This is a genomic window from Acinetobacter sp. Ac_3412 (assembly GCF_013072675.1).
GTDB classification, from domain to species: Bacteria; Pseudomonadota; Gammaproteobacteria; order Pseudomonadales; family Moraxellaceae; genus Acinetobacter; species Acinetobacter higginsii.
This window is the reverse complement of record NZ_LXUJ01000008.1, coordinates 108,199-134,349: the sequence shown is the minus strand read 5'-3', so window position 1 is coordinate 134,349 and position 26,151 is coordinate 108,199. Positions and strand designations below refer to the sequence as shown.

General features: G+C 41.4%; 16 protein-coding genes. 9 read left to right on the top strand and 7 right to left on the bottom strand.

The window, feature by feature from the left end; genetic code table 11:
* Positions 1-194 precede the first annotated feature (194 nt).
* Entirely contained in the window at positions 195-2,207 is a 2,013-nt protein-coding gene (locus A7P54_RS08125; RefSeq protein ID WP_171549272.1) for a ligand-gated channel protein, read from the top strand.
* Positions 2,208-2,241: 34 nt separating this feature from the next.
* On the opposite strand, the gene A7P54_RS08120 is transcribed toward A7P54_RS08125, so the two are convergent.
* A complete protein-coding gene (locus A7P54_RS08120; RefSeq protein WP_171549271.1) occupies positions 2,242-3,246 on the bottom strand; it encodes a hypothetical protein in 1,005 nt (334 codons plus the stop codon).
* Positions 3,247-3,270: 24 nt separating this feature from the next.
* Positions 3,271-4,287 (bottom strand): alpha/beta hydrolase, encoded by a 1,017-nt coding sequence (locus tag A7P54_RS08115; protein WP_005322946.1) that lies wholly within the window; start codon positions 4,285-4,287, stop codon positions 3,271-3,273.
* Between the two features lie 233 nt (positions 4,288-4,520).
* Between A7P54_RS08115 and A7P54_RS08110 the strand changes: the two genes are divergently transcribed.
* Both A7P54_RS08110 and aac(6')-I read left to right on the top strand, forming a co-directional pair.
* Positions 4,521-5,135 carry a carbonic anhydrase gene (locus tag A7P54_RS08110; protein ID WP_004652048.1) on the top strand — a complete coding sequence of 205 codons (615 nt, stop codon included), beginning with the start codon at positions 4,521-4,523 and terminating at the stop codon, positions 5,133-5,135.
* 98 nt (positions 5,136-5,233) lie between these two features.
* Positions 5,234-5,674, top strand: coding sequence for an AAC(6')-Ighjkrstuvwx family aminoglycoside N-acetyltransferase (gene aac(6')-I, locus A7P54_RS08105; RefSeq protein WP_171549270.1), 441 nt, complete (start codon positions 5,234-5,236; stop codon positions 5,672-5,674).
* 25 nt (positions 5,675-5,699) lie between these two features.
* Here the strand turns inward: aac(6')-I and A7P54_RS08100 are convergent, their stop codons facing one another.
* Positions 5,700-6,329: an arylesterase gene (locus A7P54_RS08100; protein WP_171549269.1), complete on the bottom strand. Its 630-nt coding sequence runs from the start codon at positions 6,327-6,329 to the stop codon at positions 5,700-5,702.
* A gap of 36 nt (positions 6,330-6,365) precedes the next feature.
* Between A7P54_RS08100 and A7P54_RS08095 the strand changes: the two genes are divergently transcribed.
* Positions 6,366-7,070 carry an ABC transporter ATP-binding protein gene (locus A7P54_RS08095; protein WP_171549268.1) on the top strand — a complete coding sequence of 235 codons (705 nt, stop codon included), beginning with the start codon at positions 6,366-6,368 and terminating at the stop codon, positions 7,068-7,070.
* Positions 7,067-9,550: an FtsX-like permease family protein gene (locus tag A7P54_RS08090; protein WP_171549267.1), complete on the top strand. Its 2,484-nt coding sequence runs from the start codon at positions 7,067-7,069 to the stop codon at positions 9,548-9,550. Before A7P54_RS08095 ends, A7P54_RS08090 begins: the two co-directional genes overlap by 4 nt.
* Here the strand turns inward: A7P54_RS08090 and A7P54_RS08085 are convergent.
* Positions 9,547-10,353, bottom strand: coding sequence for a rhomboid family intramembrane serine protease (locus A7P54_RS08085; protein WP_171549266.1), 807 nt, complete (start codon positions 10,351-10,353; stop codon positions 9,547-9,549). The genes A7P54_RS08090 and A7P54_RS08085 overlap by 4 nt on opposite strands.
* A gap of 72 nt (positions 10,354-10,425) precedes the next feature.
* Between A7P54_RS08085 and mtgA the strand changes: the two genes are divergently transcribed.
* Positions 10,426-11,100 carry a monofunctional biosynthetic peptidoglycan transglycosylase gene (gene mtgA, locus A7P54_RS08080; RefSeq protein ID WP_171549265.1) on the top strand — a complete coding sequence of 225 codons (675 nt, stop codon included), beginning with the start codon at positions 10,426-10,428 and terminating at the stop codon, positions 11,098-11,100.
* Positions 11,101-11,212: 112 nt separating this feature from the next.
* Positions 11,213-13,291, top strand: coding sequence for a polyphosphate kinase 1 (gene ppk1, locus A7P54_RS08075; RefSeq protein WP_005184183.1), 2,079 nt, complete (start codon positions 11,213-11,215; stop codon positions 13,289-13,291).
* A 50-nt stretch (positions 13,292-13,341) separates the two neighbouring features.
* On the opposite strand, the gene A7P54_RS08070 is transcribed toward ppk1, so the two are convergent.
* Together A7P54_RS08070 and A7P54_RS08065 are read right to left on the bottom strand one after the other, a co-directional pair.
* Positions 13,342-15,165, bottom strand: coding sequence for an ATP-binding protein (locus A7P54_RS08070; protein ID WP_171549264.1), 1,824 nt, complete (start codon positions 15,163-15,165; stop codon positions 13,342-13,344).
* A gap of 41 nt (positions 15,166-15,206) precedes the next feature.
* A complete protein-coding gene (locus A7P54_RS08065; RefSeq protein ID WP_033133378.1) occupies positions 15,207-15,890 on the bottom strand; it encodes a response regulator transcription factor in 684 nt (227 codons plus the stop codon).
* A 314-nt stretch (positions 15,891-16,204) separates the two neighbouring features.
* Between A7P54_RS08065 and A7P54_RS08060 the strand changes: the two genes are divergently transcribed.
* Positions 16,205-17,068 carry an ETX/MTX2 family pore-forming toxin gene (locus tag A7P54_RS08060; RefSeq protein WP_171549263.1) on the top strand — a complete coding sequence of 288 codons (864 nt, stop codon included), beginning with the start codon at positions 16,205-16,207 and terminating at the stop codon, positions 17,066-17,068.
* Positions 17,069-17,271: 203 nt separating this feature from the next.
* Entirely contained in the window at positions 17,272-24,981 is a 7,710-nt protein-coding gene (locus tag A7P54_RS08055; protein ID WP_171549262.1) for an ESPR-type extended signal peptide-containing protein, read from the top strand.
* A gap of 64 nt (positions 24,982-25,045) precedes the next feature.
* On the opposite strand, the gene A7P54_RS08050 is transcribed toward A7P54_RS08055, so the two are convergent.
* Positions 25,046-26,089, bottom strand: coding sequence for a nitronate monooxygenase (locus A7P54_RS08050; protein ID WP_171549261.1), 1,044 nt, complete (start codon positions 26,087-26,089; stop codon positions 25,046-25,048).
* Positions 26,090-26,151 lie beyond the last annotated feature (62 nt).

The window sequence follows — 26,151 nt, the reverse complement described above, 5'->3', positions numbered from 1 at the left end:
CTTTCGAGGGCTTTTTTTATTGTTTAATCAAAACTGAGATGATTTTTCCTTATTCTATAAATAGATGTATGCAAAACAAAGTGAATTCATAAATAATAATAATTATCATTTTTATTGAGTTTTATTTGTTTTTTGTTAGAATTCTCATGAATTTTTAAGCAAATCTTAAGATTTTTTCTGAATCAGGTGGGAATATGTCCAATACAATCGTACGTCAATCACTACTCACAATTTCTGTGTTGAGCGGTATGATGGCCGTTGCACATGCAGCAGAAACTCAAACCAATAAAGATGCAGTGCAATTAGACAAGATTGTTGTGACTGCAAGCGGCTTTGAACAAGATATTAAAAAAGCGGCAGCCTCGATTTCGGTACTGACACAAGAACAAATTAATAAAAAAGCGTATCGTGATGTGACGGATGCACTTAAAGACGTGCCAGGGGTGGTGGTCACAGGTGGGGGCAGTTCAAGCGATATTAGTATCCGTGGTATGGGCAGTGCTTATACCGTGATTATGGTTGATGGTAAAAAAGTAAATACCCGCTCTGTACGACCAAATAGTGATAACTCGGGGATTGAGCAGGGTTGGTTGCCAAATATTGGTGCGATTGAACGTATTGAAGTGATTCGTGGGCCGATGTCTGGTTTATATGGCTCAGACGCAATGGGTGGTGTGATTAATATCATTACCAAGAAAAACGTTACTGAGTGGACTGGATCAATCAAGCTTGATACCACATTGCAGGAAAATTCTGACTCAGGTAATCAATACCAAACCAATGCCTATATTGCAGGCCCTTTGATCGCCAATCTCTTGTCTTTTAAAGCCAATGGCCTGTATTCGCAGCGTGATGAAGATGAAATTTATGGTGGTTATAGCAAGCAAAAAATTCGTGCGGGTGGGGCTGCATTTAGCCTAACACCGAACGATGATCACACCATCGATTTAGAATATCAACGTTCAATTCAAAATCGAGATGCAACGGTTGGAAAGAGCATTTCTCCTGTACAAACCGGACGAAACAAACCTGCTAATTCGCTTACTGATTATTATCGTACTGAATATAGCTTAACCCATCGTGGCAAGATTGGTGCAGTCGAAACGCACTCATATATTCAACGTGAGGAAAATGAAAATCCATCACGTAATATGGAAGCGACCAACACCACCTTTAATACCATCAATAAAATTAATTTTGATCGTCATAGCTTGAGCTTTGGTGGTATGTATTTAAAAGAAGAATTAGATGACAAAGGTAACCAATTAAGTGTGGGTGGGGCGAAACCTGTTTCAAACCTTGATCGTTATAGTTGGGCCTTATTTGCCGAAAATGCTTGGAACATTGTGGATGATTTCACTCTAACTACATCGCTGCGTTTAGATAAAGATGAAAAATTTGGTGATCACTGGAGTCCGAAAGTCTATGGGGTTTGGGGACTCAATGATAACTGGGTGATTAAAGGTGGTGTTTCCACAGGTTATAAAACCCCAGCACTTCGTGCCACAGTCGCAGAGTGGGGGCAAGCAACGGGGGGCGGTCAGAGTAAAGGGGTGATTGTAGGGAATCCAGATCTAAAACCTGAGAAAAGTGTCAACTATGAGGTTTCTTTCAACTGGGATAACTTAGATAACCTGACCGCTGGCCTTACGCTATTTAATAGTGAGTTTAAAGACAAGATCACTGAGGTGAGAACCTGTCAGGGTAAAAATGTTGGCGCCTTAGAGTGTGATTGGTTGGGCGAGAAGTTCGATTTTGTCAGCTTACGTGAGAACGTTGATAGGGCTAGTATGCGTGGTGCGGAAGCAACCTTTGGCTGGAAAGTCCTTCCGAATGTGAACTTAAGTGCAAACTATACCTTCACGGATACCGAACAAAAGAGTGGTGTGAATAAAGGCAAACCTTTAAATGAAATGCCAAAGCACATGTTTAACACCACCGCTGACTGGGAAATTAATGATCAGTTCTCAAGTTGGGGACGTGTTAACTATCGTAGTAAAACCTCAGATTACTTGAGCCGTACTGCAATGGCGAAAGGTAAACCTGCATATACCATGGTGGATGTTGGGGTCAATTATAAGCCTACACAAAATATCGCAGTGGCTGCGGGGATCTATAACTTGTTTGATAAAGAGATTGATACAGCGACCTATAATTATGTATTAGATGGTCGCCGTTACAATCTTGGCGTGACCTATAGCTTCTAAATAATAGTAAGGAAAGGATAGGGCAGCAAATGCCTTATCCTTGTTTATTTAAGATTTGATTGACTGCTTCAGAATAATAAAATTTCTCTAAATACGTGCGGGCACGCTGCCTCAAATAACCAGTTGTAATCACTTGCTGTAAAACAGGGCTGAGCAAATGGCTCAGTTCATTTTCAATCAAGGCTTCATCAATATTTAGGTCACGTAGTAAAAGATCAAAGGTTCGCTCCTGATTACGGGCATACCATGCATAGACGCCATCATGCACTTGCTGTTTTAGGTAAAGGGTTTGACGGATATGCTCCCAAATTTCATGTCCCATACCCACTGTCTTAGGTAAATCTTGTACCTCGAAATAATTACGCAAGACCGATAAAGGCATGACTTTAATTTTATGCCAGAGGTTGGCCTGAAAATGGTAGAGCTTGTCATCATTAAAGTGTTGATTTAACACCTTTTCACTCATTTGACTGATTTTTAAAATGTTCTTTTGTAAGTAGTGGTTAATGGTGTCATTCAGATTAGAATCGGTCACTGTTTCTAAAACAGATTTTCCCATTTTCATAAAATGTCCAACCCCAGGAACACGTTTTGACATGGAATTATCCAGATAATCTTGGATTGAGTGTTGAATCAGTTGGGTAATCAATGCAGAAAAAGCAGGGTTATTGACTACTGTTTTGATCAAGCGTTGGCGATGTCCACTCTTGCTCGCTACATACTGGGCGATTGAGTCGATGGTCAGGACTGGAATGACCTGTTCAATCGTGGTTTGATCATTGATCGGATGAATCAAGGCAAAACGAATATGTTCAGCAATTTGTTCGATTAAAAATGGACTGGCAGGTGTGGCCAAAATCTGCTTTTCAATCAGTTCAAAGATTTGTTCAAACGACCAAAGATGCTGTAACTGTTGTAAGCGTAACCAATGATAGAACTGTTTAAACTCGTGTTGAATCGTTTCTGCCTGTGCAAACTCCTGCTCTAGAAAATCAAGTTGTGCATCAATCAGTTGTTCTATCATGGGGTGTTTCGACATAAAATCTCAAATCGCTCATTAAATTTAGGGTGAAGGTATTGCTGCAGGCTTTTGTGCCTGAATCTTACTGAGGAAAGGTAGATATTGCTGAACCACCAATTGATCTGCCTCCAAGATTGGCATATGTCCAACATTGTCTAAGATTACAGGTGCTTGTGCATTTTTCAGCAGTGATTTTAACTCAGGTGCAACTTCAACATTAATAATTTTATCTTGTTTACCCCATAAAATCAGGGTGGGTGCATCAATTGAGCGCGCCAATAAGGCAAATGAGTCTGGTGTGTAGAGCTTATTCAAGGCAATGATTTGATCAACCATCTTTTGAGTTTGCTCAACCTGACCAATCATCATTTTCTCTTGCGCTTGTGCAATTTCCTTAGGAATGAATGGTGGTGTATGCATGGCTTGCTGCATCAAGAAATTAAAGTCTCCTTTCTTGCTCACAATCATGTTTCTTACTTGGGTTGGATCTTTGAGATAAGGTGTAGTGGCAGATTTATATACCCCAGCCGCATCAATCAGGAATAAGCTCTTGGTTTCAAATGGATATTGACCTGCATATAGCATCGCAATTGAACCACCGAGTGAATGACCTGCCACATGGGCTGGGCCGGTGAGGTTGGCTGCTTCAACAAAACGACGCAGTTTTTCAGTCACGTTGGGTACAGAATAATCAAAATCTTTTGGAACCTGAGTTTCACCACTGGCAGGCAAGTCAGGGATGACCACATGGTAGTTTGCAGTTAAGGCACGTGCGACACGGTTCCAGTTATCGCGACTGCCGGCTAAACCATGAATCAAAATGACAATCGGTTTACCTGCTTGGCCACCTTCACTATATGACCAAGTAATATCACCTACTTTTAAGGTTTTACTTTGTAAGCCTGCCCAAGCACGCTCTTGTTGCAGTAGGTTTTGGAAACTCATCTCAATTTCCGCAGCCTGTGTGGTGCTGATTGCAACGGTAGTCAAACTGCATGCCAGTAAAGCTGCTGTGAGTGTCCTGCGGAAGGGCATTGCAAATTGGTTTTTTGTATTCATTGTTCTGTCCTTGATCTATTTTTACGCCCATTGATTATTGGGGAAAGTGCTGAAGGAGTCATTTGCATAATCTACAGCTGTATGGAAATTCTTGCCAATGAAATCATCAATTTTCCATTATTTCCGTGATTAAAACATTAGCAAGCGTCCAGAGAGTTTTTATTTTTGTCAGTGACTTTCAAACAGGCGCACATTACACTATTTGCTCATGTCAACCATAGATGGATTTAAGCATGCTCACTGCTCAAGAAGCCCTAGAACGTTTAAAAGCTGGTAATGCCCGTTTTGTAAAGGGAGAGGCAGTTCAACAAAAATTATTGTCTCACCAAGAACGTGCCGAAATGGCAAGTGAACAAAATCCTTTTGCGATTGTTTTAGGTTGTTCTGATTCCCGAGTACCTGCGGAAATGGTGTTTGACCAAGGTTTAGGTGACTTGTTCGTGATTCGTGTAGCCGGCAATATCGTTGCGCCGTCACAGGTGGGGAGTGTTGAGTTTGCAGCAGAACGTTATGATTGTGCTGTTGTGGTGGTGTTAGGGCATAGTCACTGTGGTGCGATTCAAGCGACGATTGATACCTTGATGAACCCTCAGCAACCGCCATCGTCAAATTTGATGTCGATTGTCAATCGGGTACGTCCTTCGGTTGAAATCTTGATGCAAACAGATTTAAAAAATGATTTGAAAAAACTGTCGGCTCATGCGGTTCGTTCCAATGTATTTGCTTCAGTGAATCAATTACGTCATGGTTCAGCCGTGCTGGAAAGTCTGATCGAGAAAGGCAAAATGATTGTGGTTGGCGCTGAATATTCACTGGAAACAGGTGAAGTCAGTTTCTTCGATTTTTAAAGCAGATGGCGAGTTGAGAGACTCGCCATTATTTTATCATTCATGCTTTATACTTCATTAATAAAATTTGGATGTTTCACTCAAAGAGCAGCTCCACTATGAATATTATGCCGATATCTGAATCACAATTATCAGATTGGCTAGCATTAAGAAGTTTGCTCTGGCCTGATCATGAAGATGCGCATTTACAGGAAATGCACCAGCTACTTAAACAAACCGATACTTTACAGTTATTGGCTTATACCGACACCCAACAAGCAATTGGCATGTTGGAAGCTTCGATTCGATATGAATATGTGAATGGTACAGAGACATCACCTGTGGCTTTTCTTGAAGGGATTTATGTATTACCTGAATATCGCCGTTCAGGCATCGCGACCCAGTTGGTTCAGTTCGTAGAGGAATGGGCGAAACAATTTGCATGTACTGAGTTCGCTTCAGATGCAGCGCTGGACAATCATATTAGCCATGCAATGCATCGAACACTCGGTTTTCATGAAACTGAACGTGTGGTGTATTTTAAGAAAAATATCGGCTAAGCAGCTTGAGCGACTCAACTAGTGCTTATAAGGCGCCTTTGATATAGGGATAAGCCATATTCAGCATAATCGGTTGCGCTTTGGCGTTGGGGTGGATTTGATCATTCTGGATTAAATGTTTCTGCCCAGCCACACCTTCAAGGAAGAACGGCAACAGTTTGACTTTATATTGCTGACTTACAATTTTGTAATTATTTTCAAAAGCCGTGCTATAGGCTGTCCCATAATTGGGTGGTATTTTCATACCAAACAGTAAAACATTGGCTTTCTGTTTTTGGCTCAGTTGTACCAATTGAGCAAGGTTCTTTTGAATCATTTGTGGTGGTTGGCCACGTAAGCCATCATTGCCACCAAGCTCAATGACCACGATTTCAGGCTTATAGGTTTGTAATAACTTCGGAAGTCTTGCTAAGGCACCGCTGGTGGTTTCGCCGCTGACACTTGCATTGACCACTTTGTGCTGTTTCGGATACTGTTGGTCTAGGCGTTGTTGTAATAATTGAACCCAGCCTTGCTTTACATCGATACCATAACCTGCGCTCAGGCTATCACCCAAAATTAAAATAGTCTTTGCTGAAACCAATGTTGGGATCAAGCCAATGGCGATGATTCCCACAGCTTTTGATAGTGACCAGATAACTTTAGATTTTTGCATCGTATTTCAAATTTGTCCTAAAGGATACGTGACATCATGCCACAACCGATTATCTCTGCCCAAAAAGTTACACAAAACATTCAAATCAATCAGCAAAGTCTGAGCATTTTAAAAGATATAAATTTAGACATCTATCAAGGTGAACAGATTGCGATTACTGGCCGTTCGGGCTCGGGGAAATCAACGCTATTAGGTATTCTCGCGACATTGGATCGACCGAGTCTGGGCGAATTATGGGTCTGCGGCGAAGCTGTTCATACGCTTACTGAAGAACAACGTGCTCGTGTCCGTTTAGAAAATATTGGCTTTGTCTTTCAATCTTTTCAGTTGTTGCCACAGTTAAGCGCTTTGGAAAATGTGATGCTGCCGTTACGGTTACAACCCGATTTTAATTTCAAGCAGGCCGAACAAAAAGCACTGGCGTGGTTGGAACGGGTCGGACTGATTCGACAAGCACAGCAAACACCGAAAGTACTTTCAGGAGGAGAACAACAACGTGTTGCGATTGCACGGGCGTTAATTGCAGAGCCAAAAATCATTTTTGCAGATGAACCCACAGGGAATCTGGATGGACAAACTGCGGAAGAGATTGAACAACTGTTATTTGATTTAAATCAAGAACTCGGTACCACCTTAGTGCTAGTCACCCATGATCAAAACTTGGCTGCACTTTGCCAACGCCATGTCAAACTCGCCGATGGTCAAATTCAGGAAATCGTCAAGCAGCAGGAGGGGGTATGAGTTCAGTCCTGAAACCCTTACTGTTACAAAGTTTTCGTACTGGGGGCTTATATCTGCTGATTATTGCATTGTCTTTGGCAATCAGTGCAACCACGGCGCTCAAGTTTAGTAATACTCAAGTCCAAAATGCGGTGGCATTACAAGCTGCCGAAATGTTGGGAGGGGATCTGGTTTTATCAGACAAAGATCCCATTCAGCCGAATTGGTTGCAACAGGCCGATGCACTGAAGTTAAAGCATGCTCCTGTGACTGTATTTAGCTCGATGGCACATACCCAAGATCAATTTGTGATGGTGAATGTCAAAGCTGTAGATGCAAATTTTCCCTTACGTGGTCAGTTGGTGATTCAGCCCAAGGCACAGGCGATACAACCAGGAGAGGTCTGGTTAAGTCAAAGGGCGATGGATTTATTACATGCAAAAATGGGGGAGCCACTGGCAATTGCCGATGCTCAGTTTAAAGTCACGGGCATTATTGAACGTGATTCTAATCAAGAGACTGGATTTTCAGGGTTCTCTCCAACGGTGATTATTCACCAAGCCGATATTGCCAAAACCAATGCAGTTCAGGTTGGAAGCAGAATTGAATATCGATTGCTGCTTGCGGGTGAACCTGAACCAATCAAGACCTATAAAAAGATTTTTAAACAATCTCAGAAAGATGAACAAGGTACGGACCAGGCTGCAGAGCAACAACTTGAAGGTGAACAAAGCTCACTGAAACTTAGAGATGCCAGCCAATCCAATACCCGCTTAATGAAGCCGATTGAAAATTTGGATACTTTCTTACAGCTGGCCAATCTATTGACCATTTTACTCTGTGGTATCGCGATTGCTTTAACCAGTCAGCGTTATGTACAGCAGAATCAAGATCATATTGCATTGATGCGTTGTTTGGGGGCGAGTAAGCGACAAATTTTATTGGCCTATATTGCCTTGCTTGGAATCGTCAGTGCTTTGTCGATTGTGTTAGGAAGTTTGATTGGGATTGCTTTGGGTTATGGTTTATTGCAATTGATGTTGCAATTGATTCCGCAACTGCAATTGAGCTTCGCAGTCGTCGATCTACTTTATGCCTTACCGATTGCGATCTTTACCAGTGTGATGGTGTTGATTGGCTTTATTTTGCCAAGCATTTGGGAATTATTAAACACACCACCGATTCGGGTGATTCGCCAACAGGAGCGTTCACGGAAGTCTTATGTGGCAATGTTTGCGATTGGTATTGTCAGCTTGATTCTGTTTAGTTTGGTGTTGAGTGATAACCTACAGTTGAGCTTGTTGGTACTCAGCGCAATCTTACTGCTTTGCGCGATGATGTATGCTGTGATTTGGCTGCTACTCAAAGCGATTAAACAACTGAAACATCCTCTAGCGGCTTATGTACGGATTCCACATCAAACCGCTTTGCAGATCACCGCACTGGCTTTAGGCCTAAGCTTGATTACGGTATTGAGTGTATTGAGAACCGATCTGCTGCAACGCTGGCAACAGCAATTGCCTGTGGGCACGCCGAACCAATTTGTTTATGGTTTGCCGCCGTTTGATATGCCCCAGTTTAAGCAACAGATTGAGCAAAATGGTTGGCAATCAACGCCACTGTATCCCAATATTCGCGGACGGCTACTGGCCAAAAATGGACATGCATTCGCGCCTGAATTGGTCAAGAAAAACAACTCATTACGTCGTGAGCTCAATCTGACTCAAGCCAGTCTTTATCCTAAAGACAATGTGATTACCCAAGGGGTTGCAAACTTTAGCAAAGCAGGACAAGTGTCAGTTGAGGAAAAAACCGCACATGAGCTTGGTATTCAAATTGGTGATCAACTCAGTTTTAGTTTGCCTGAAGGAACCTTAGAAGCAACGGTGGTGAACTTACGTACTGTCGAATGGGAAAGCTTTAGTCCGAATTTTTTCTTCATCTTCTCACCAGAAACCATGGATGAAAACGCGGGCAGTTATTTAGGCAGCTTCTATTTGCCACCTGCCGATCAGCCGAAAATGGTGCAATTGATTCAGCAATTTTCCAATACCGTCTTTATTGATGTCGGACGGATTCTTGATGAAATTAAACGCTTGGTGAATGTGCTGGTACAGATTGTCACGGTACTCGCTGCATTGGTTGGCTTCTCTGGTGTATTGGTACTGATTGCATGTTTAAATGTGCTGATGGATGAGCGTCGTAAAGAAGTCGCTTTATTACGTTCATTTGGTGTTGCCAAGAATAAGCTCAAACGGATGCTCAGTCTTGAAATTGGTTTTATTGGATTGTTGTCAGGTGTAGTGGCGTGTTTGTTTGCAGAGGTGATCAGTGCAATTGCCAGTCACAGGATGCAAATGGCCGTGCAATGGCATCCTGAAATTTGGTTGATCTTACCGCTGAGCATGATGATCATTTGTACTTTAATCGGTCGTTATCGCCTGAGTTATTTATGCGATATTCCACCGCTACAAAGTTTGAGAGAAATGAATCAGTCTTAAAATGTTGACTGATTCTGGCGCAGGATTTCATGCCATAAAGGATTGAGTCCTGTGCTTAACACTGTGCAATACCAATAAAATGCAGTAAGTAGCAGCAGTCCAATAGCTAAGGCGATCATCTGGAATAAGCCTTTGTTTTGCATTTTTTGGCTGAAATACCATGTCGCAGCTAATAAAGCTCCCATGATCATACCGCCAATATGTGCGGCATTATTAATGCCTGAAACGGTAAAACCAAAGACAAGGTTAATTCCCATAATCATCAGTAATGACTTTTTATCGAGCCAGAAACGTTGTTGCGGTAAAGGTGGAAATAAGGATACGACGGTCAATGCGGCACCAATGCCCATCACGGCGCCTGATGCACCTGCACTGATGCGTGGCAACAGATTTGGATCAAAATGCTGCAACAGTTCATAGCCATCACGAATGCTTAAATAGCTCGACAGTACACTGCCCATTAAACCGGCTAGAAAATACAGACCAATATAGTAGCTTCGGCCAAATAGTTGTTCGGCAACACTGCCGAAAATGTACAGTGCCCACATATTCAGCATTAAATGAATCATGCCAAAATGAAAAAACATACTGCTGAATAAGCGTTCAGGTTCGCCTGTAAAGGTCAGTGGAGTAAAATCTGCCCCCCAAGCGATTGCATCTACTGGGGCAGGGTCGGTAATATTCACCCCTGAAAGAATTTGCCAGCCAAATAATCCGACATTGACTGCAATCAGTAGCGCAGTAAACCACCAGGTTTGTATTTGCAGTTTTTGATTAATTTGTGGTGGAGTCGTTTCAGTCATGTGTTTACGCTAGTTATTGATATAAAAAATAGCTTAGCATGGATTCGTTGCACGATGGAGTGATGCACTTTAATGAAAGCCTTTTTAGCACGCGCAGTAATGTTGATTATCGGCGTCATTCTACTGATTCAATTATGGATCTTTGCTAGTTTAGTCTGGTGGCGTACCCATCCCGTTGAAACCACGATGTTTATGCGTGCAGATTATTTAACGGACTTTAAGCCGATTAAACAAGAGTGGCGTGACTACGATAATATTAGTGATAATTTCAAACGCGCTATTTTAGCGGGTGAGGATGCCAAATTTATTCATCACCATGGTTTTGACTGGGCAGGGATTCAATTTGCATTGGAACGCAATAGTGAAAAAGGCGAACTGGTTGCAGGTGGTTCCACCGTTTCACAACAACTGGCAAAAAACCTTTTTCTTTATAATAAGCGTTCGTTCATTCGTAAAGGGCAAGAAGCCATTGCCACATGGATGATGGAACGGATGTGGTCAAAGCGCCGCATTTTAGAAGTCTATATGAACTCGGTTGAGTTTGGTCAGAACATCTATGGGGTTGAGGCAGCGGCGCAATTTTATTATGGCAAAAGTTCAAAAAGTTTAAGCCGTGAACAAGCGGCGTTCTTGGCGGCCTTACTGCCAAATCCGAAGTATTATCAAGACAATCGCAACGATCGTAAGCTGCAATTTCGCAAACGTGTCATTTTGAAATATATGAATGCGATACAAATTCCACAATAATTAAATAAATTTTAAAAAAGCCCAATATTTTTGGGCTTTTTTACCAAATTGACATAATTTTGCAGCATACTTAAATCATCACTTGATGAATGATAATGCGACAAGGTTCGGTATGAATACTGCAGTGACGACAACAGCGCCCATAGAATACAGTTACAACGATCGTTATATTAATCGTGAAATTTCGATTCTCGATTTTCACCTTCGTGTACTTGAACAGGCCGTCGACCCACTTCACCCCCTTTTAGAACGGATGAACTTCCTGCTGATTTTTTCACGCAATTTAGACGAATTTTTTGAAATTCGCGTTGCGGGAGTGATGGAGCAACTGACCTTAGGCAATGAAAGCCGCACGCCAGATGGTTTAACCCCTAAACAAGTTTTAGATCAAATTTCAAAAACAACACATGCAGCGATTGAGCGTCAATACCGTATTCTAAACGAACAAATTTTGCCTAAGTTGCGTGAAGAAGATATTTGCTTCTTACGTCGTGGTGAATTAACGCCTGCACAATCGGCATGGATCAAGAAATATTTCCAAGAACAAGTTGCACCTGTACTCACACCTATTAGCCTTGATCCTGCGCATCCATTCCCACGCTTAGTTAACAAGAGTTTAAACTTCATTGTGACCTTGGAAGGGAAGGATGCGTTTGGTCGTCAGATCGATCTTGCCGTTGTACCCGCACCACGTTCCTTACCGCGTGTGGTACGTTTACCTGATGAGCTCACCGATGGTAAAGAGCATCATGTGATGTTGTCGGCAATCATTCACGAACATGTCTCTGACTTGTTCCCTGGCATGACGGCAACAGGTTGTTATCAATTCCGTGTCACGCGTAATGCTGACTTGGCTTTGAATGAAGATGTCGAAGATCTTGCCAAAGCCTTAAAAGGTGAATTGAGCTCACGCCGTTTTGGTCGTGCAGTTCGTCTTGAAGTGACACATAACTGTCCAAAGCATATTTATGAATATTTACTGGATGAGTTTGATCTAAACGAAGAGCAGCTCTATCGTGTTGATGGACCAGTGAATTTGGCGCGTTTATTGTCGAACTTTAAACGTCCACATTTGCGCTATGACTCACATACACCAGTCATTCCAAAAGCATTTAAAAAGTCTGAAAGTATTTTTGCTGCCATGCAGAAACAGGACATTTTATTGCACCATCCGTTTGAATCATTTGCACCTGTGATTCAATTGTTGCGTGAAGCGGCGCGTGATCCGCAAGTGCTGGCAATTAAGCAGACCCTTTACCGTAGTGGTGCTGATTCAGAAATCGTGCAAGTACTTGCCGAAGCAGCACGAAATGGGAAGGAAGTCACAGCGGTGATCGAGCTACGTGCCCGTTTTGATGAAGAATCCAATATTGAAGTGGCCAACGTCCTGCAAGAAGCAGGTGCGGTGGTGGTATATGGTATCGTAGGTTATAAAACCCATGCCAAAATGATTCTGGTCGTACGTCGTGAAAATAATAAATTGGTGCGTTATGTACATTTGGGAACGGGTAACTACCATGCCACAAATGCCCGTATTTACACCGACTATGGTTTGATGACCACAGACAAAGACCTGTGTGAAGACGTACATCGTATTTTCCAAGAATTAACCGGTATGGGCAAAATGGCAAAGCCGAAAAAGCTACTGCATGCGCCATTTACCTTACACGCTCAACTCATTAATTATATTGATGATGAAATTGCCAATGCCAAAGAAGGCAAACCTGCGCAAATTATTATTAAAGTGAATGCCTTAACTGAAGTTCAATTGATTAATAAATTGTATGAAGCATCGCAAGCGGGTGTACAGGTTGACCTGATTATTCGTTCAATTTGCTGCTTACGTCCGGGCTTGCCAAATCTGTCTGAAAACATTCGTGTCCGTTCGATTGTAGGTCGTTTCTTGGAACATACTCGTGTTTATTATTTTAGTAATAACGGCAACCCGCGTATTTATGGTTCAAGTGCAGATTGGATGGATCGCAATTTATTTAATCGTGTAGAAGCCTGTTTCCCGATTGAAGATCCTGCGTTGAAGAAGCGTATCTATCAACTCGGTTTATTGAATTATCTCAAAGATAATCAGCAAGCATGGTTGTTACAGGGTGATGGTGTTTGGGATCGTGCACGACCTGTAGAAGGTGAGGCGCCACATAATGCACAGCATACTTTGCTTGATGCAATTAAATAAATGTCTGAGTGTTCCAACAAGTCAACAGTACTTGTTGGAACATATTTAAATTAAATCGGAAGAGATGCTTTTATTGCGGTTTTCCCAACCTTGGAGTAAATAACGAGAGTCCCACCCAAACGTTCTAAACGCGTTTGCATACTTCTCAGGCCGACACTCATTCCCGCAGTTTGGACCGCTTCAACATTAAATCCAATTCCGTTGTCCTCAATCTCTAAAATTAATTTTGTATCATTTGAAAAAGACAAGATAAAGCGCACTGAATTTGCTTGGCTATGTTTTAAAATATTCGTCAATGCCTCTTCTGCGACTCGTAGTAAGGTCAGACAAACGAGCGGACTTGGTTGGATTTGCCAAGATTCGGGAAAAGACCATTTTGATGCAATATCAAGTTCATCGAATAGCTGGCTAAACCGATAACGCAATGGAGCTCCCCAGAGCAAAGGCGTATCTGGTACTTTTGCCCCAGTACTTGAGCCACTATCAATCACCTGACGCAAGTCATCTCGTAATAACTTTAACATGGATAAAAATTGTTGATTGCTCAGATTTACATGGCTTTGATCGACAGTCACCATGGAACGAACCAAAGAACCGCCTAAGCCATCATGTAAATCATGTGCAAGTTGTATGCGTTCTTGTAGCTTTGCATTTTCTAATTCAAGTTGATGCTGAGTGTTCAGTGAAACAGCCAATTCATCCCTTGCTTCAACAATATTCTGTGCCAATGTTTGATTAAATTTTTCAATTTTCTTCACATTTTTGGCAAGCCTTAAAGCAAGAATAATCGCAATAAATAAGGTCATTAAAGGCGCTGTATAAGCAACAGTAGCAGCTCTAGTTGAGGACTTGCTAAGAATCAGATACGCGTCATGCAGTACAATAAATAAGAAGAAAACAAAAACACTCGCCAATAAATAGGCTTCGATTTGTCTTACTTTATAAGCAATAAAAGGGAACGAAATACAGTTGGCGATATTAATAAAAACAGCGCAGATAAAGGTGAGTAGTAAAAACCATGTTAATGCTGTATCTGGGAGTAAAATAGCGGATAGAGCTACAACAATAAAGCCAATCAAAAAGGTTCTTTCGATATGGGGAAAACGTTGATGCGCAAAACGCCATGCATATAAACAACCACAAATTGCATGCATAAAAATCATGACGATATTGATGCGTGCAATTTGTAAGGTATTTAAGCCAAAAGGGGGATTGATGATGGCAATATTGCTCATAATAATCACCCAGCAGAAGGAGGTTAGAGCAAACCAACCAAAAGCTTTTTCCTGTCGACGAAAGAGCCAGACCAGAAAAGCAATCAGGCCCAAGATCAGTGAGAAGGAAAGATTAAAAAAGTTTAAAACGCGTTGTTCATATATGAAGGTTTCATATTGAGGAATTGCGATTTCTGGTGTTGCTAAGATAACGTGCCCTAAGCCTGGATCTTGGGTTGCAACTCCAACGACTCGAATCCATAAAGTATTTGAGCCTTGTTTTAATGTAGAGGGGAGTAAATCCCAGTAACGTGGCATATTCCAACTACGAGACAGTGGCTCAACTAGGGATTTATCTTGCCAAAGGCGTTCGTCGTTTAGATAAATCTCTCCTGCCATGTTAATACTATTAATCACTAAGGTAATCGGTTCGTATTGATGCTGTGGACAATGATAATCCCAAGCAATTTTATACCATGCACTACCGGTATAGTCTGGCCAACGTTGATGCCAATGATCAGGCAAAGTTATCGTTTGCCAGTCGGTTTGAGGATGTTGTGTCTGACTTTCTCGGTTTGCTTTTGCAACCTGTATCGAGGTGATTTGAGCTGTACAGCTTGAGTGGCTATTTGCAATAGATGGCAATGAATTCGCCAGCACTACTTGTGCTAAGCAAAGCGACCAGCACAGTACGAGGTACTTTATAAAAGACCTAATGAACGTGCTGTATTGATGGCTTTGGAGCGACTGCCCACTGAAAGCTTTCGATAAATATGTTTGATATGACATTCGATTGTATATTTTGATAAATGAAGAAAATCAGCGATTTCTCGATTACTCATTCCTTGAGAAACCAGTTTTAAAATTTCAAATTCTCGCGCTGAAAGTAAATGATTTTGTTCTACGACTACAATATCTTTTGTTGTCGGTTCAAATGAAATTTTTGACAGAATCTGTTGGGCTATAAACGGGTCTATAGGTGCACCACCTCTTAATATACTCCGAATTGATAAGGTAATTTCAAAATCATCTCGTTCTTTTAACAGATAGCCTGTTGCACCCATTTGGATTGCTTTTAAAATCGTTTCCTGAGTGCTCCAAGCCGAAATAACCAGAACGGGCGAGCTTTCATCGAGCTGTCTTAGGCTTTCGATAAAATCAATGCCATTGCCATCGGGTAATCCGAGATCAACCAGTGCAAATGAAATTGGGCTTTGTTTAAGTATCTCTTTCGCTTGATAGAGGCTTTGCGCAAAAATGAGAGCCTCTTGTGTATAACCAATGTCCAGTAAGATTCTTTTTAGCCGCTGTTGCATGATTGCATCATCTTCCAGAATAAATACGGGCACGGGTAAAGTGAGTTCATTCTGAGACACAAAAATCATCCTTAACCATTATTGTTTTCAGTTGTCATCATAGGGGGGATTTGATTTTTTGACTATCACTGAAATTAGGTATTGTAAGGTCTATGTCTACAATATTTTTTTCAGGCCTCTTTTTTTTCTATTACTTATTTTTAGATCATATATTTTATTTTAACTATTATTTGAATTTTATATGACTATTAAATATTTTTATTATTAAATAAATCTAATCAAGAGTTGTTTTTAAAATACCAGTTTTCAGTGATATTTGAATTTAGTCTAATGTGATCTTATATGGTTTCAATAAAACTTATTTGAATAAATGGAGAAAAACCATGTCAGTTAAACATCTAGATAAATTATATTTACGTTCGTTATTAACAGATTTTTGGAAAAAAGAATTAAATACCAATAAAGATCCAGCCAATGGTAAGTGGTATGAAAAGGGGACACAAAATGATGGTGGGTTATATGGGGATGTGAGTGATGCGGATGATGTTGAAATCATTTTTCATCAAGATCAGGCAAAACTTGAAAAAAATCAGGTTACGATTATCCATAGCGATTTTGACAATTCTAAAAGTAACATTGGCACTGAGTTTTCAACCGAGTTATCGGATACTTGTACTTTGGCAAAAACCCATACGACAACAAAGAGCCATACAATCAAGTTTGGTCTTGGGTATGAAGTAAAAGCAAAAGCTGGAATTGTTTTTGTAGATGTAGAAGAGACGATAAAAGTGAATTTTGAATACCAGTATGCGACTTCAAAAACAGAGTCTACAACGGAATCCAGCTCTCAAACCATCAAGCAAACAATTAAATGCATTGTACCGGCAGGAAAGATCTACAGAGCTTCTTTGGTTTGTACTAAACAGCGATTATTAATACCATTCACTGCTTTAATTGCTTTTAAGGGTACAACAGGGACTTGGTTCGAAAGTCGGGTGGATAACCATTATCATTGGATCTCTTCTATTGGACATGCCTTTCAACAAATTAATGCAAAAAAATTAGCTGGAAATGATAGTGAAAGGTTTACCGTACGTGGTATTGAAGATAAAGGAATGATGGATAATTCTCAGCAATTCGATTTTAAAATTATTATTTCGGATATTACTGATCTAGTTAATTTGGGGAATGTTGAGAAATTAATAGAAAAAGAAGAAAACTTTGTAGAGCTTGTTGAGCTAGCTTAATTTGATAGTTTTTAAAATGCTCACAGATGTGGGCATTTTTTGGATTTTAGAATTATAAAAATATTATTAAGATGATTTAAATTAATAGCTTACTTATTTTAAAACTGTGATGATTTCATCGAAATACCAGTTTTCAGTGATATACAGGCTTTAGTGTAATGTTTTGTAATTGTACCGATTGATTAAAAAATATAGGTACGGATATGAATCACATTTTTAAAAAAATTTGGAATAAATCACTGGGGTGCATGGTTGTTGTATCTGAAAATGCCAGAAGTGCTGGTAAGGCAGATAATACCGTTGGGGCGGTAAGCATTTCGGAGGCTGTCACCACTCGTTCTATTACATCTCGGGGATTTGGTCTGCAAACGCTAGTTTTAAGCATTGCTATGGTGACAGGAAGTAATGTTTGGGCTGGAAATATTGTTCAAGGCATAACCTGCCCTAGTTTCCTGAGTAACAAAACAATAGAAATGAGCGGAGGTAATGATATTACATATATAACTCAAACTGCTTCTGCCATTAGTGATAGTTTTTTTGGTCCTAGTGTTGATGGTGCTGTAGCGATTGGAGCAGACTGTAATAATCAAACTCTGGCTTTGGATCACGCAGTGGCAATTGGTGGTGCTGCTGCCTCAGCAAATGGAGTAGCAATCGGTTCTGGTGCTTTAGCGAGAAGGGTTAATAACGTTGCTCTGGGTAATCAGGCTCAAGCGCTAGGTAAAAATAGTATTGCGCTAGGGGCAAATTCTATTGCAGATCGAGAGAATAGTTTTTCAGTCGGGAATACCGTATTACAGCGACAAATTACGAATGTTGCAGCAGGTACGCAAGGAACGGATGCCGTTAATCTAGGGCAGGTGCAAAGCCTGTTTTCGGCTATTGCAGTATCGGATAACTATGCCCATAACAGCAGTGATACAGCATTAGGTTCGACATCGGGTATTGCTCACGCAACGGAGAATAATGGTACGACTTTAACCAAAGTTGCAGGAATTTCAGTCACTTCAACCAGTACCAGTCTTGATGATATCGATTCATTTACTATAAACGGTATTACCACGACCAAAGCTGCTACCCCAGATAAGGTGGCTGCTTTTATTCAGGCAGCGAAAAACGGCGCTAATATTGCTGTCGGTACAAATAGTAGTGCAGTTGGTGTTACCAATATCGTCACGAGTGCTTCGAGTACAGCGATAGGTTATTCAAACGAAGCGAGAGGGAATGCGAGTGTCGCAATTGGTTATAACAATACCGCATTGATGCATGGCGGTAGTGCAATAGGTCATGATAACGTTGCGGTCAATGATTATGGAACTTCGATTGGGGTCAATAATTATAGTCAGAATAAATCAAGTGTTGCCGTTGGTTCGAATATTTCTTCATTACGACCTACACAGATAACAACAAATGGGCTTGGCATAATTACAGGAATCAATGGAATTCCTGTGACGGCGACAGGTAATACAACAGCAACGATTACGCATGTGAATGGTACTGTTGTTAATGATACGCAACGACAAGCCTTTTTAGAGCGATTGCAATGGGGAGGAAATTTAGCATTAGCAGAGAATAGCAGTGTCTTTGGTGTTGGTGGTATTACTTTAGGTACTAACTCGACCGCTGTTGGTTATGGTAATACGGCGAGGGGAGCAAACAGTAGTGCGCTTGGTTATTTGAATACCAGTGTGGGGCAATCCTCAACAGCAATTGGCAGCGCAACGAGTCCAGCAGGCCGAACTCCTCCTGGTGTTGTTGTAACAGCAGGAACTGTGGATGCTATTGATGGCATAACTGTGGTCAGTACAGCAACAAGTTGGGCTGATTTACGAGATAACCCAACAAAACTGACTTCTGTGAATGGGATGGTATTGAGTGAAGAACAGAAATCAGCTTATGTAAATGCGCTGCGTTATGGTAGTAATGCTGCAATTGGTACGGCAAGTAATGCAATCGGTAATGAAAATATTACTTTGGATGTGAACAGTAATGCTATCGGTTCAAATAATAAGGCGATTGGTTCTACCAGTAATGCATTAGGTCGGACCAATATTGCCTCTGGTGGTTATAGTAGTGCCGTTGGGCATGCCAATACTTCCTCGGGCGTGGATAGTAATGCTTTCGGTTCTTATAATGTTGCATCAGCATCAAGCAGTAATGCATTGGGTCGTCAAAATACTGCAACGGGTTTTGGCAGTAATGCGCTTGGATATCAAAATACTGCAAATGGTGTACGTAGTGTTGCTGTTGGTAGCAATAACTTAAGCCAACAAACAGGATCAACTGCAATTGGTGCCGCAACAGGTTTCACCTATGCGTTCTATAGTAATGATGGAACTAAGCTTACAGCGATTAATGGTATTCCAGTCACTGCATCGGATTTTTCAACCGCATCAATTACGCATATCAATGGCTTAGCGGTGAGTCAGCAAGAAGTACAAAACTTCCTTAATTCGATTGATCAGGGCGGATCTATTGCCTTTGGTACAAACAGTACTGCTGTTGGTAATCAGAATATTGCGGCAGGAACACACAGTACCGCTGTAGGTGTCAGAAACATTGCTGGAGATATTGCTACAGCGGTGGGGCATAACAACACAGCAACAGGAATTGCCAGTACGGCAATCGGCCAGGCAAATAAGGCATCAGGCGTAAACAGTACCAGTATTGGATATGACAATGAGTCAACGGGTATTTTTTCAAATGCCTTAGGCTTTGATAATCAGGCTGCACATCAAAATAGCACTGCAGTGGGTACAAGTAATAAGGCATTGGGTATCAATAGTAATGCTGTCGGATATTTTAATATCGCGCAAGGTGTAGACAGTTCAGCTATTGGTTTGCAGAACTCGACAATGGGGGGACGCAGTAGTGCTCTGGGCTATAAAAATGAAGCATCTGGTCTGGATAGCAGTGCTTTAGGTCATGAAAATAAAGCACAAGCCATGGAGAGTGCTGCCTTAGGTACGGATAACCTAGCAAGTGGAATAGGGAGTAATGCAGTCGGTAATACAAACCAAGCTTTAGGATTTAAGAGCAGTGCCTTAGGTTCGAATAACTTGGTAAAAGGTCAATCAAGTAGTGCCGTTGGTAGTTACAATAGCGTGACTGGCAAAAGTAGTAGCGCGGCAGGTGTAGGCGGAGCAGCTTTAGGTAATGGTAGCTCGGTGATGGGTGGAGCGTTGGAAGATCAATCAAGTTTTGATCCGACTCAAGCTTTAACTGTTTTGAGTGGTCGAGTGATTGAGATGGATTCATCCACGATGACAGGTAAAATTGATGGTTTAGATTTTGCCCTTGACTCTAGTAATCCTACACATCCAGTGACTTTAGGTGGTAGAGCATTCACGATAGAGGAAATGAATGCCTTGATGCAGGCGGTTGAAAAAGGTGGTGCAATCGCAGTTGGTGAACAAGCATTGGCAGCGGGATCTCGATCTACTGCATTTGGAGATAAAGCGGCAGCAATTGGTGCTGAAAGTAAAGCTTATGCAGATAATAGTGTTGCTCTAGGCGCTGGCTCAATTGCTGATGAAGCCAATACCATCTCTGTAGGTAAAGCTGGGGCAGAAAAACGTATCACCAATGTAGCAGATGCGCAAAATGATTATGATGCGGTCAATAAGAAACTTCTTACAGCCACTGTTGCAGATGCTGTTTTTTATGATGCGGGCAGCAACAAAGAAAAAATTACGCTTGCTGGCGCAACAGGCACCCAAATTACGAACCTAAAGGATGCGACTTTAGATAGTAATTCAACTGATGCAGTGACTGGAAAACAGCTACATGCGACAAATAATAATGTGACAAACCTAGACGATCGTGTCACAACCGAAGTCGGAACTTTAAATACCCGTATTGATGGCGTGGATACCACAATTGCAGGGATTGATGGACGAGTAACAGTCAATACCAATGATATTGCGACACTTGATGGTCGTGTTACAACCGAAGTCAGTACATTAAATACTCGAATTGATGGTGTAGATACCACAATTTCAGGTGTTGATAGTCGATTGACCACAGAGGTCGGCACCTTAAATACCCGAATTGGTAATGAAGTGGGAACACTGAATACCCGAATTGATGGCGTTGATACCACGATTGCAGGGATTGATGGACGAGTTAGCGCGAATACCAATGATATTTCGGCACTTGATGGTCGTGTCACAACGGAAGTCGGCACTTTAAATACCCGAATTGGTAATGAAGTTGGAACACTGAATACCCGTATTGATGGAGTCGATACCACAATTGCAGGGATTAATGGACGAGTTAGTACCAATACCAATGATATCGCGACACTTGATGGTCGTGTCACAACGGAAGTTGGGACTTTAAATACTCGAATTGATGGTGTAGATACCACAATTTCAGGTGTTGATAGTCGATTAACGACAGAGGTTGGCACTTTAAATACCCGAATTGGTAATGAAGTTGGAACACTGAATACCCGTATTGATGGAGTCGATACCACAATTGCAGGGATTGATGGACGTGTTAGCACCAATACCAATGATATTGCGGCACTTGATGGTCGTGTCACAACGGAAGTCGGTACATTAAATACCCGAATTGGCAATGAAGTTGGAACACTGAATACCCGTATTGATGGGGTAGATACTACAATTGCAGGGATTGATGGACGCGTTAGTACCAATAGCAATGATATCGCGACACTTGATGGTCGTGTCACAACCGAAGTCGGTACATTAAATACGCGTATTGGCAATGAAGTTGGAACACTGAATACCCGTATTGATGGAGTAGATACTACAATTGCAGGGATTGATGGACGAGTTAGCACCAATACTAATGATATTGCGACACTTGATGGTCGTGTCACAACAGAAGTCGGTACATTAAATACCCGAGTGACCAATGAAGTGGGAACTTTAAATACCCGTATTGATGGAGTAGATACCACAATTGCAGGGATTGACGGACGTGTTAGCACCAATACTAATGATATTGCAATACTTGATAGTCGTGTCACAACCGAAGTCGGTACCTTAAATACCCGAGTGACCAATGAAGTTGGGACACTCAATACGCGGATTGATGGTGTTGATACAACGATAGCTGGTATTGATGGGCGAGTAACAGTCAATACCAATGATATCGTTGCCTTACAAAGTGGTTTAGGTCATGTTTCTGCAAGTGCAGTGATTTATGACAGTGCGGCTAAAGATGCGATTACTTTGCAAGGCACATCTGGGACGAAAATTACCAATCTGAAAGATGCAACTTTAGATGCAAACTCTAAAGATGCTGTGACGGGTAAACAGTTGCATGCAACTAATAATAGCATTACAGCATTGGATGGAAGAGTTACAACGGAAGTCGGGAATCTAAATACAGCATTAACCGCAGGTTTGTCCAATACATTAACCGATGCTAAATCTTATGCTGATCAGCAAGCGACGACGAGCTTAACCACATCGAAAGGCTATACAGACCAACAAGCTGTGATTCTAGATGGAAAGATTACAACCAGTGCGAATACCATCAACACACGTATTGATGGAGTAGATACCCGCATTGGTACGGAAGTTACGACTTTAGATGGTAAAATCACAGCCAATACTACAGCTATCAGCACTTTAGATGGGCGTGTGACAACAGAAGTCGGGAATCTAAATACAGCATTCACCACAGGTTTATCTAATACATTAACCGATGCTAAATCTTATGCTGATCAACAAGCGACGATGAGCTTAACCACGTCGAAAGGTTATATAGACCAACAAGCTGTGATTCTGGATGGAAAGATTACAACCAGTGCGAATACCATCAACACACGTATTGATGGAGTAGATACCCGCATTGGTACGGAAGTTGTGACTTTAGATGGTAAAATCACAGCCAATACAACAGCCATTGGTCAAAATGCCTCAGCCATTAGTGCTCTAGATGGTCGAGTCACAATCAATACCAATGATATCGCAGCATTACAAAATGGTTTAGGCAATGTTTCTGCAAGTGCAGTGATTTATGACAGTACCGCTAAAGATACGGTTACTTTGCAAGGCACATCTGGGACGAAAATTACCAATCTGAAAGATGCAACTTTATCAGCTACATCAACGGATGCTGTTACAGGTAAGCAATTACATACAGTAGATGGTCGTATAACAAATGAAGTTGATACATTAAACACTCGGATTGGTTATGAGGTTTCGGGTTTAGATGGCAAAATAATTACCAATACCAATACGATAAATACCCGTATTGATGGTGTAGATACGACAGTTGCTAGTATTGATGGTCGAGTCACAACCAATACCAATGATATCGCAGCCTTACAAAATGGCTTAGGTAATGTTTCTGCAAGCGCAGTGATTTATGACAGTGCCGCTAAAGATACAGTTACTTTGCAAGGCACATTTGGGACGAAAATTACCAATCTGAAAGATGCAACTTTATCAGCTACATCAACGGATGCTGTGACAGGTAGACAACTACATACAGTAGATGGTCGTATAACAAATGAGGTTAGCACTTTAAATACGCGAATTGGCAATGAAGTGACAAGTTTAAATACGCGTATTGACACAACCAATACTGCATTTATCCAGACATTGGGAGGCAGTGCATTATGGAGTAATGGTGTATTCACAGCGCCAACTTTTAGCATTCAAGGGCAAGTGAAAAATACCGTGAGTGATGCCTTTGTCGCCGTTGATCAACAGTTAGGTACAATTAAAACCTCGGTATCAGATTTAAAAACACATACAGAGCAACAAGCTGTATCTAACTTAAATGATGCAAAAAATTATACAGACCAACAAACTACCACAGCATTGAATAATGCAAAAAATTATACCGATCAGCAGACCACTACAACCTTAAATGATGCAAAAATCTATGCTGATCAAAAAGTGGCTGATGGTAAAGCTTATACAGATCAGCAAACAGTATCGGCTCTAAATAGTGCCAAAACCTATGCTGACCAAAAAGCAGCTGATGGTAAAGCCTATACAGATCAGCAAACTACATCTGTACTGAATGATGCAAAAAGCTATACAGATCAAAAAGCAGCTGCATCTTTGCATGGAGCGAAAGACTATACCGACCAGCAAACAACAGCCGCGGTTCAGACAGCAAATGGATATACCGATAGTAAAATTGCAGATGTACAAACTCAATTAACAGCCAGTAATCAGTATATTCAAGTGAATGGCATGAAGGATGCTCAAGCTGCTTCGGCGACAGGCGACAACTCGGTTGCAATAGGAGCCAATACTGTCGTAACAGGTAATCGTTCAACTGCTGTAGGTGTTGGCAATCAAGTTTCAGGCAATGGTTCTGGGGCTTTTGGTGACCCTAATACTGTATCTGGGAATGGGAGTTATGCCGTTGGTAATGACAATACCATTAAAGGCGATAAAACCTTTGTGTTAGGTAATAATGTGAATACTGAGGCAAAAAATGCCGTTGTATTAGGTAATGATTCGGAGTCAAATCGTGACAATACGGTTTCAGTGGGAGCTAAAGATAAAGAACGTCAGGTAATTCATGTTGCAAATGCAACAGAAGACACAGATGCTGTAAATTACCAACAATTAAAGGCATCAGAAAAATCAGCCAATAGCTATACCAATGAACGGGTCAATGCCCTAAATAGTGCATTCCAAGATTATAGAGTCGAGACGGAACAACGTTTCCAAAAAGTGGATGAACGTTTCAATCGTCAAGGTGCTATGACTGCTGCAATGATGAATATGGCAAGCAGTGCTTCCAGTGTGAAAGGGCTAAATCGAGTGGGTGTTGGGGCTGGTTTTCAGGGACAGGAACAGGCCGTTTCGATTGGTTATCAACGCATAATTAACGAAAACACCTCACTTACTATCGGCGGTGCATTCACCAAAGAAGAGAGCTCTGGAGGTGTCGGTGTTGGCTTTGGTTGGTAAAATAATTTAAGCAGTCTTAAAGGAAAACCCATTCATTTTGAGTGGGTTTTCTCTATTTACAGGCTTAGTTGGTTTTCATTTCTAAGACCAGTTGATTGATCAGATCAGCTGCTTCCAATTCTCTGATTTGTGCAACATTGCTGCCCGCCCAAAAGGCACCATAACTAAAATCATGCTGTTGGCCAGCAACACTCATTAACTGTTTAGCTAAATCATAGGTATATGGATAAGCAGGGACTGTGGGGCGATTGGGTGAATCAATCTGTGTATGCCAAGTACCGAGCAAGCCCCGTGCAGGTCGGCCAGACAGACTGGCACTGATTTGAGTAATGTTCTGGCTAAATAGAGCTTTACGGTAGGCTGCATTTGCGCTTGAACTTTTACATTGTACAAATGCTGTACCTAATTGCACCGCAGCAGCTCCTAGTTTCAGCATGGTTCTAGCCTGTTCGCCATTCATAATCCCACCTGCGGCAATCACGGGGATCGTACAATGTTGAGTGATCAAGGATACTAAATCAGACGTCTTAATGGCTGCATCAAACTGTTGATTGAAAATACCACGATGACCTCCTGCCTCAATTCCTTGTGCGATAATGATATCAATGCCAGCAGCCTCAATCGCTTGGGCTTCAAGCAAATTGGTTGCAGAGACCATCGTGATAATCCCGGCATCTTTTAGTGCTTGAATTTGATGGGGGTGTGGAATCCCAAAATGAAAACTCACCGCTTTGGGGCTAGTTTCAAGTACTACATGTAGATAGTCATCATTGTCTAAAAAGCTGGGATAAATACAATTCAGGTGTGTGGGTGGTTCTGCTTTAAACTTCTCAAATTGAGGACGAAGATAATCAATCCAATGTTGTGCAGTTTCAGGATTCAAAGGTTCTGATTGATGACAAAAGAAATTCACCTGAAAGGGCTGATCTGTTAACGCTTGAGTTTTTAAAATCTGGGCTTTAGCTGCTTCCGGCGTATTTGCACCAAGACCTAAGGAACCTAATGCACCTTGATTAGAAACTTCTGCAGCAAGTTCTGGTGTCGAAACGCCTGCCATCGGTGCAAGTAAAATCGGATGTTTTATTTCTAATAATTGTAAAATTGACATGATGCTTTACTCATTCCATTTTTAACCACCTTAACGTAAAAACAAAAAGGCTTGCAAATAAT

What these genes read in the sequence shown, in the direction of transcription:
- A7P54_RS08060 (WP_171549263.1), top strand. Translation starts at nt 16,205, where the DNA reads ATGTCAGTTAAACATCTAGATAAATTATATTTACGTTCGTTATTAACA.
- A7P54_RS08120 (WP_171549271.1), bottom strand. Translation starts at nt 3,246, where the DNA reads ATGTCGAAACACCCCATGATAGAACAACTGATTGATGCACAACTTGAT.
- A7P54_RS08115 (WP_005322946.1), bottom strand. Translation starts at nt 4,287, where the DNA reads ATGAATACAAAAAACCAATTTGCAATGCCCTTCCGCAGGACACTCACA.
- A7P54_RS08090 (WP_171549267.1), top strand. Translation starts at nt 7,067, where the DNA reads ATGAGTTCAGTCCTGAAACCCTTACTGTTACAAAGTTTTCGTACTGGG.
- A7P54_RS08095 (WP_171549268.1), top strand. Translation starts at nt 6,366, where the DNA reads ATGCCACAACCGATTATCTCTGCCCAAAAAGTTACACAAAACATTCAA.
- A7P54_RS08065 (WP_033133378.1), bottom strand. Translation starts at nt 15,890, where the DNA reads ATGATTTTTGTGTCTCAGAATGAACTCACTTTACCCGTGCCCGTATTT.
- mtgA (WP_171549265.1), top strand. Translation starts at nt 10,426, where the DNA reads ATGAAAGCCTTTTTAGCACGCGCAGTAATGTTGATTATCGGCGTCATT.
- A7P54_RS08100 (WP_171549269.1), bottom strand. Translation starts at nt 6,329, where the DNA reads ATGCAAAAATCTAAAGTTATCTGGTCACTATCAAAAGCTGTGGGAATC.
- A7P54_RS08125 (WP_171549272.1), top strand. Translation starts at nt 195, where the DNA reads ATGTCCAATACAATCGTACGTCAATCACTACTCACAATTTCTGTGTTG.
- ppk1 (WP_005184183.1), top strand. Translation starts at nt 11,213, where the DNA reads ATGAATACTGCAGTGACGACAACAGCGCCCATAGAATACAGTTACAAC.
- A7P54_RS08085 (WP_171549266.1), bottom strand. Translation starts at nt 10,353, where the DNA reads ATGACTGAAACGACTCCACCACAAATTAATCAAAAACTGCAAATACAA.
- A7P54_RS08110 (WP_004652048.1), top strand. Translation starts at nt 4,521, where the DNA reads ATGCTCACTGCTCAAGAAGCCCTAGAACGTTTAAAAGCTGGTAATGCC.
- A7P54_RS08050 (WP_171549261.1), bottom strand. Translation starts at nt 26,089, where the DNA reads ATGTCAATTTTACAATTATTAGAAATAAAACATCCGATTTTACTTGCA.
- A7P54_RS08055 (WP_171549262.1), top strand. Translation starts at nt 17,272, where the DNA reads ATGAATCACATTTTTAAAAAAATTTGGAATAAATCACTGGGGTGCATG.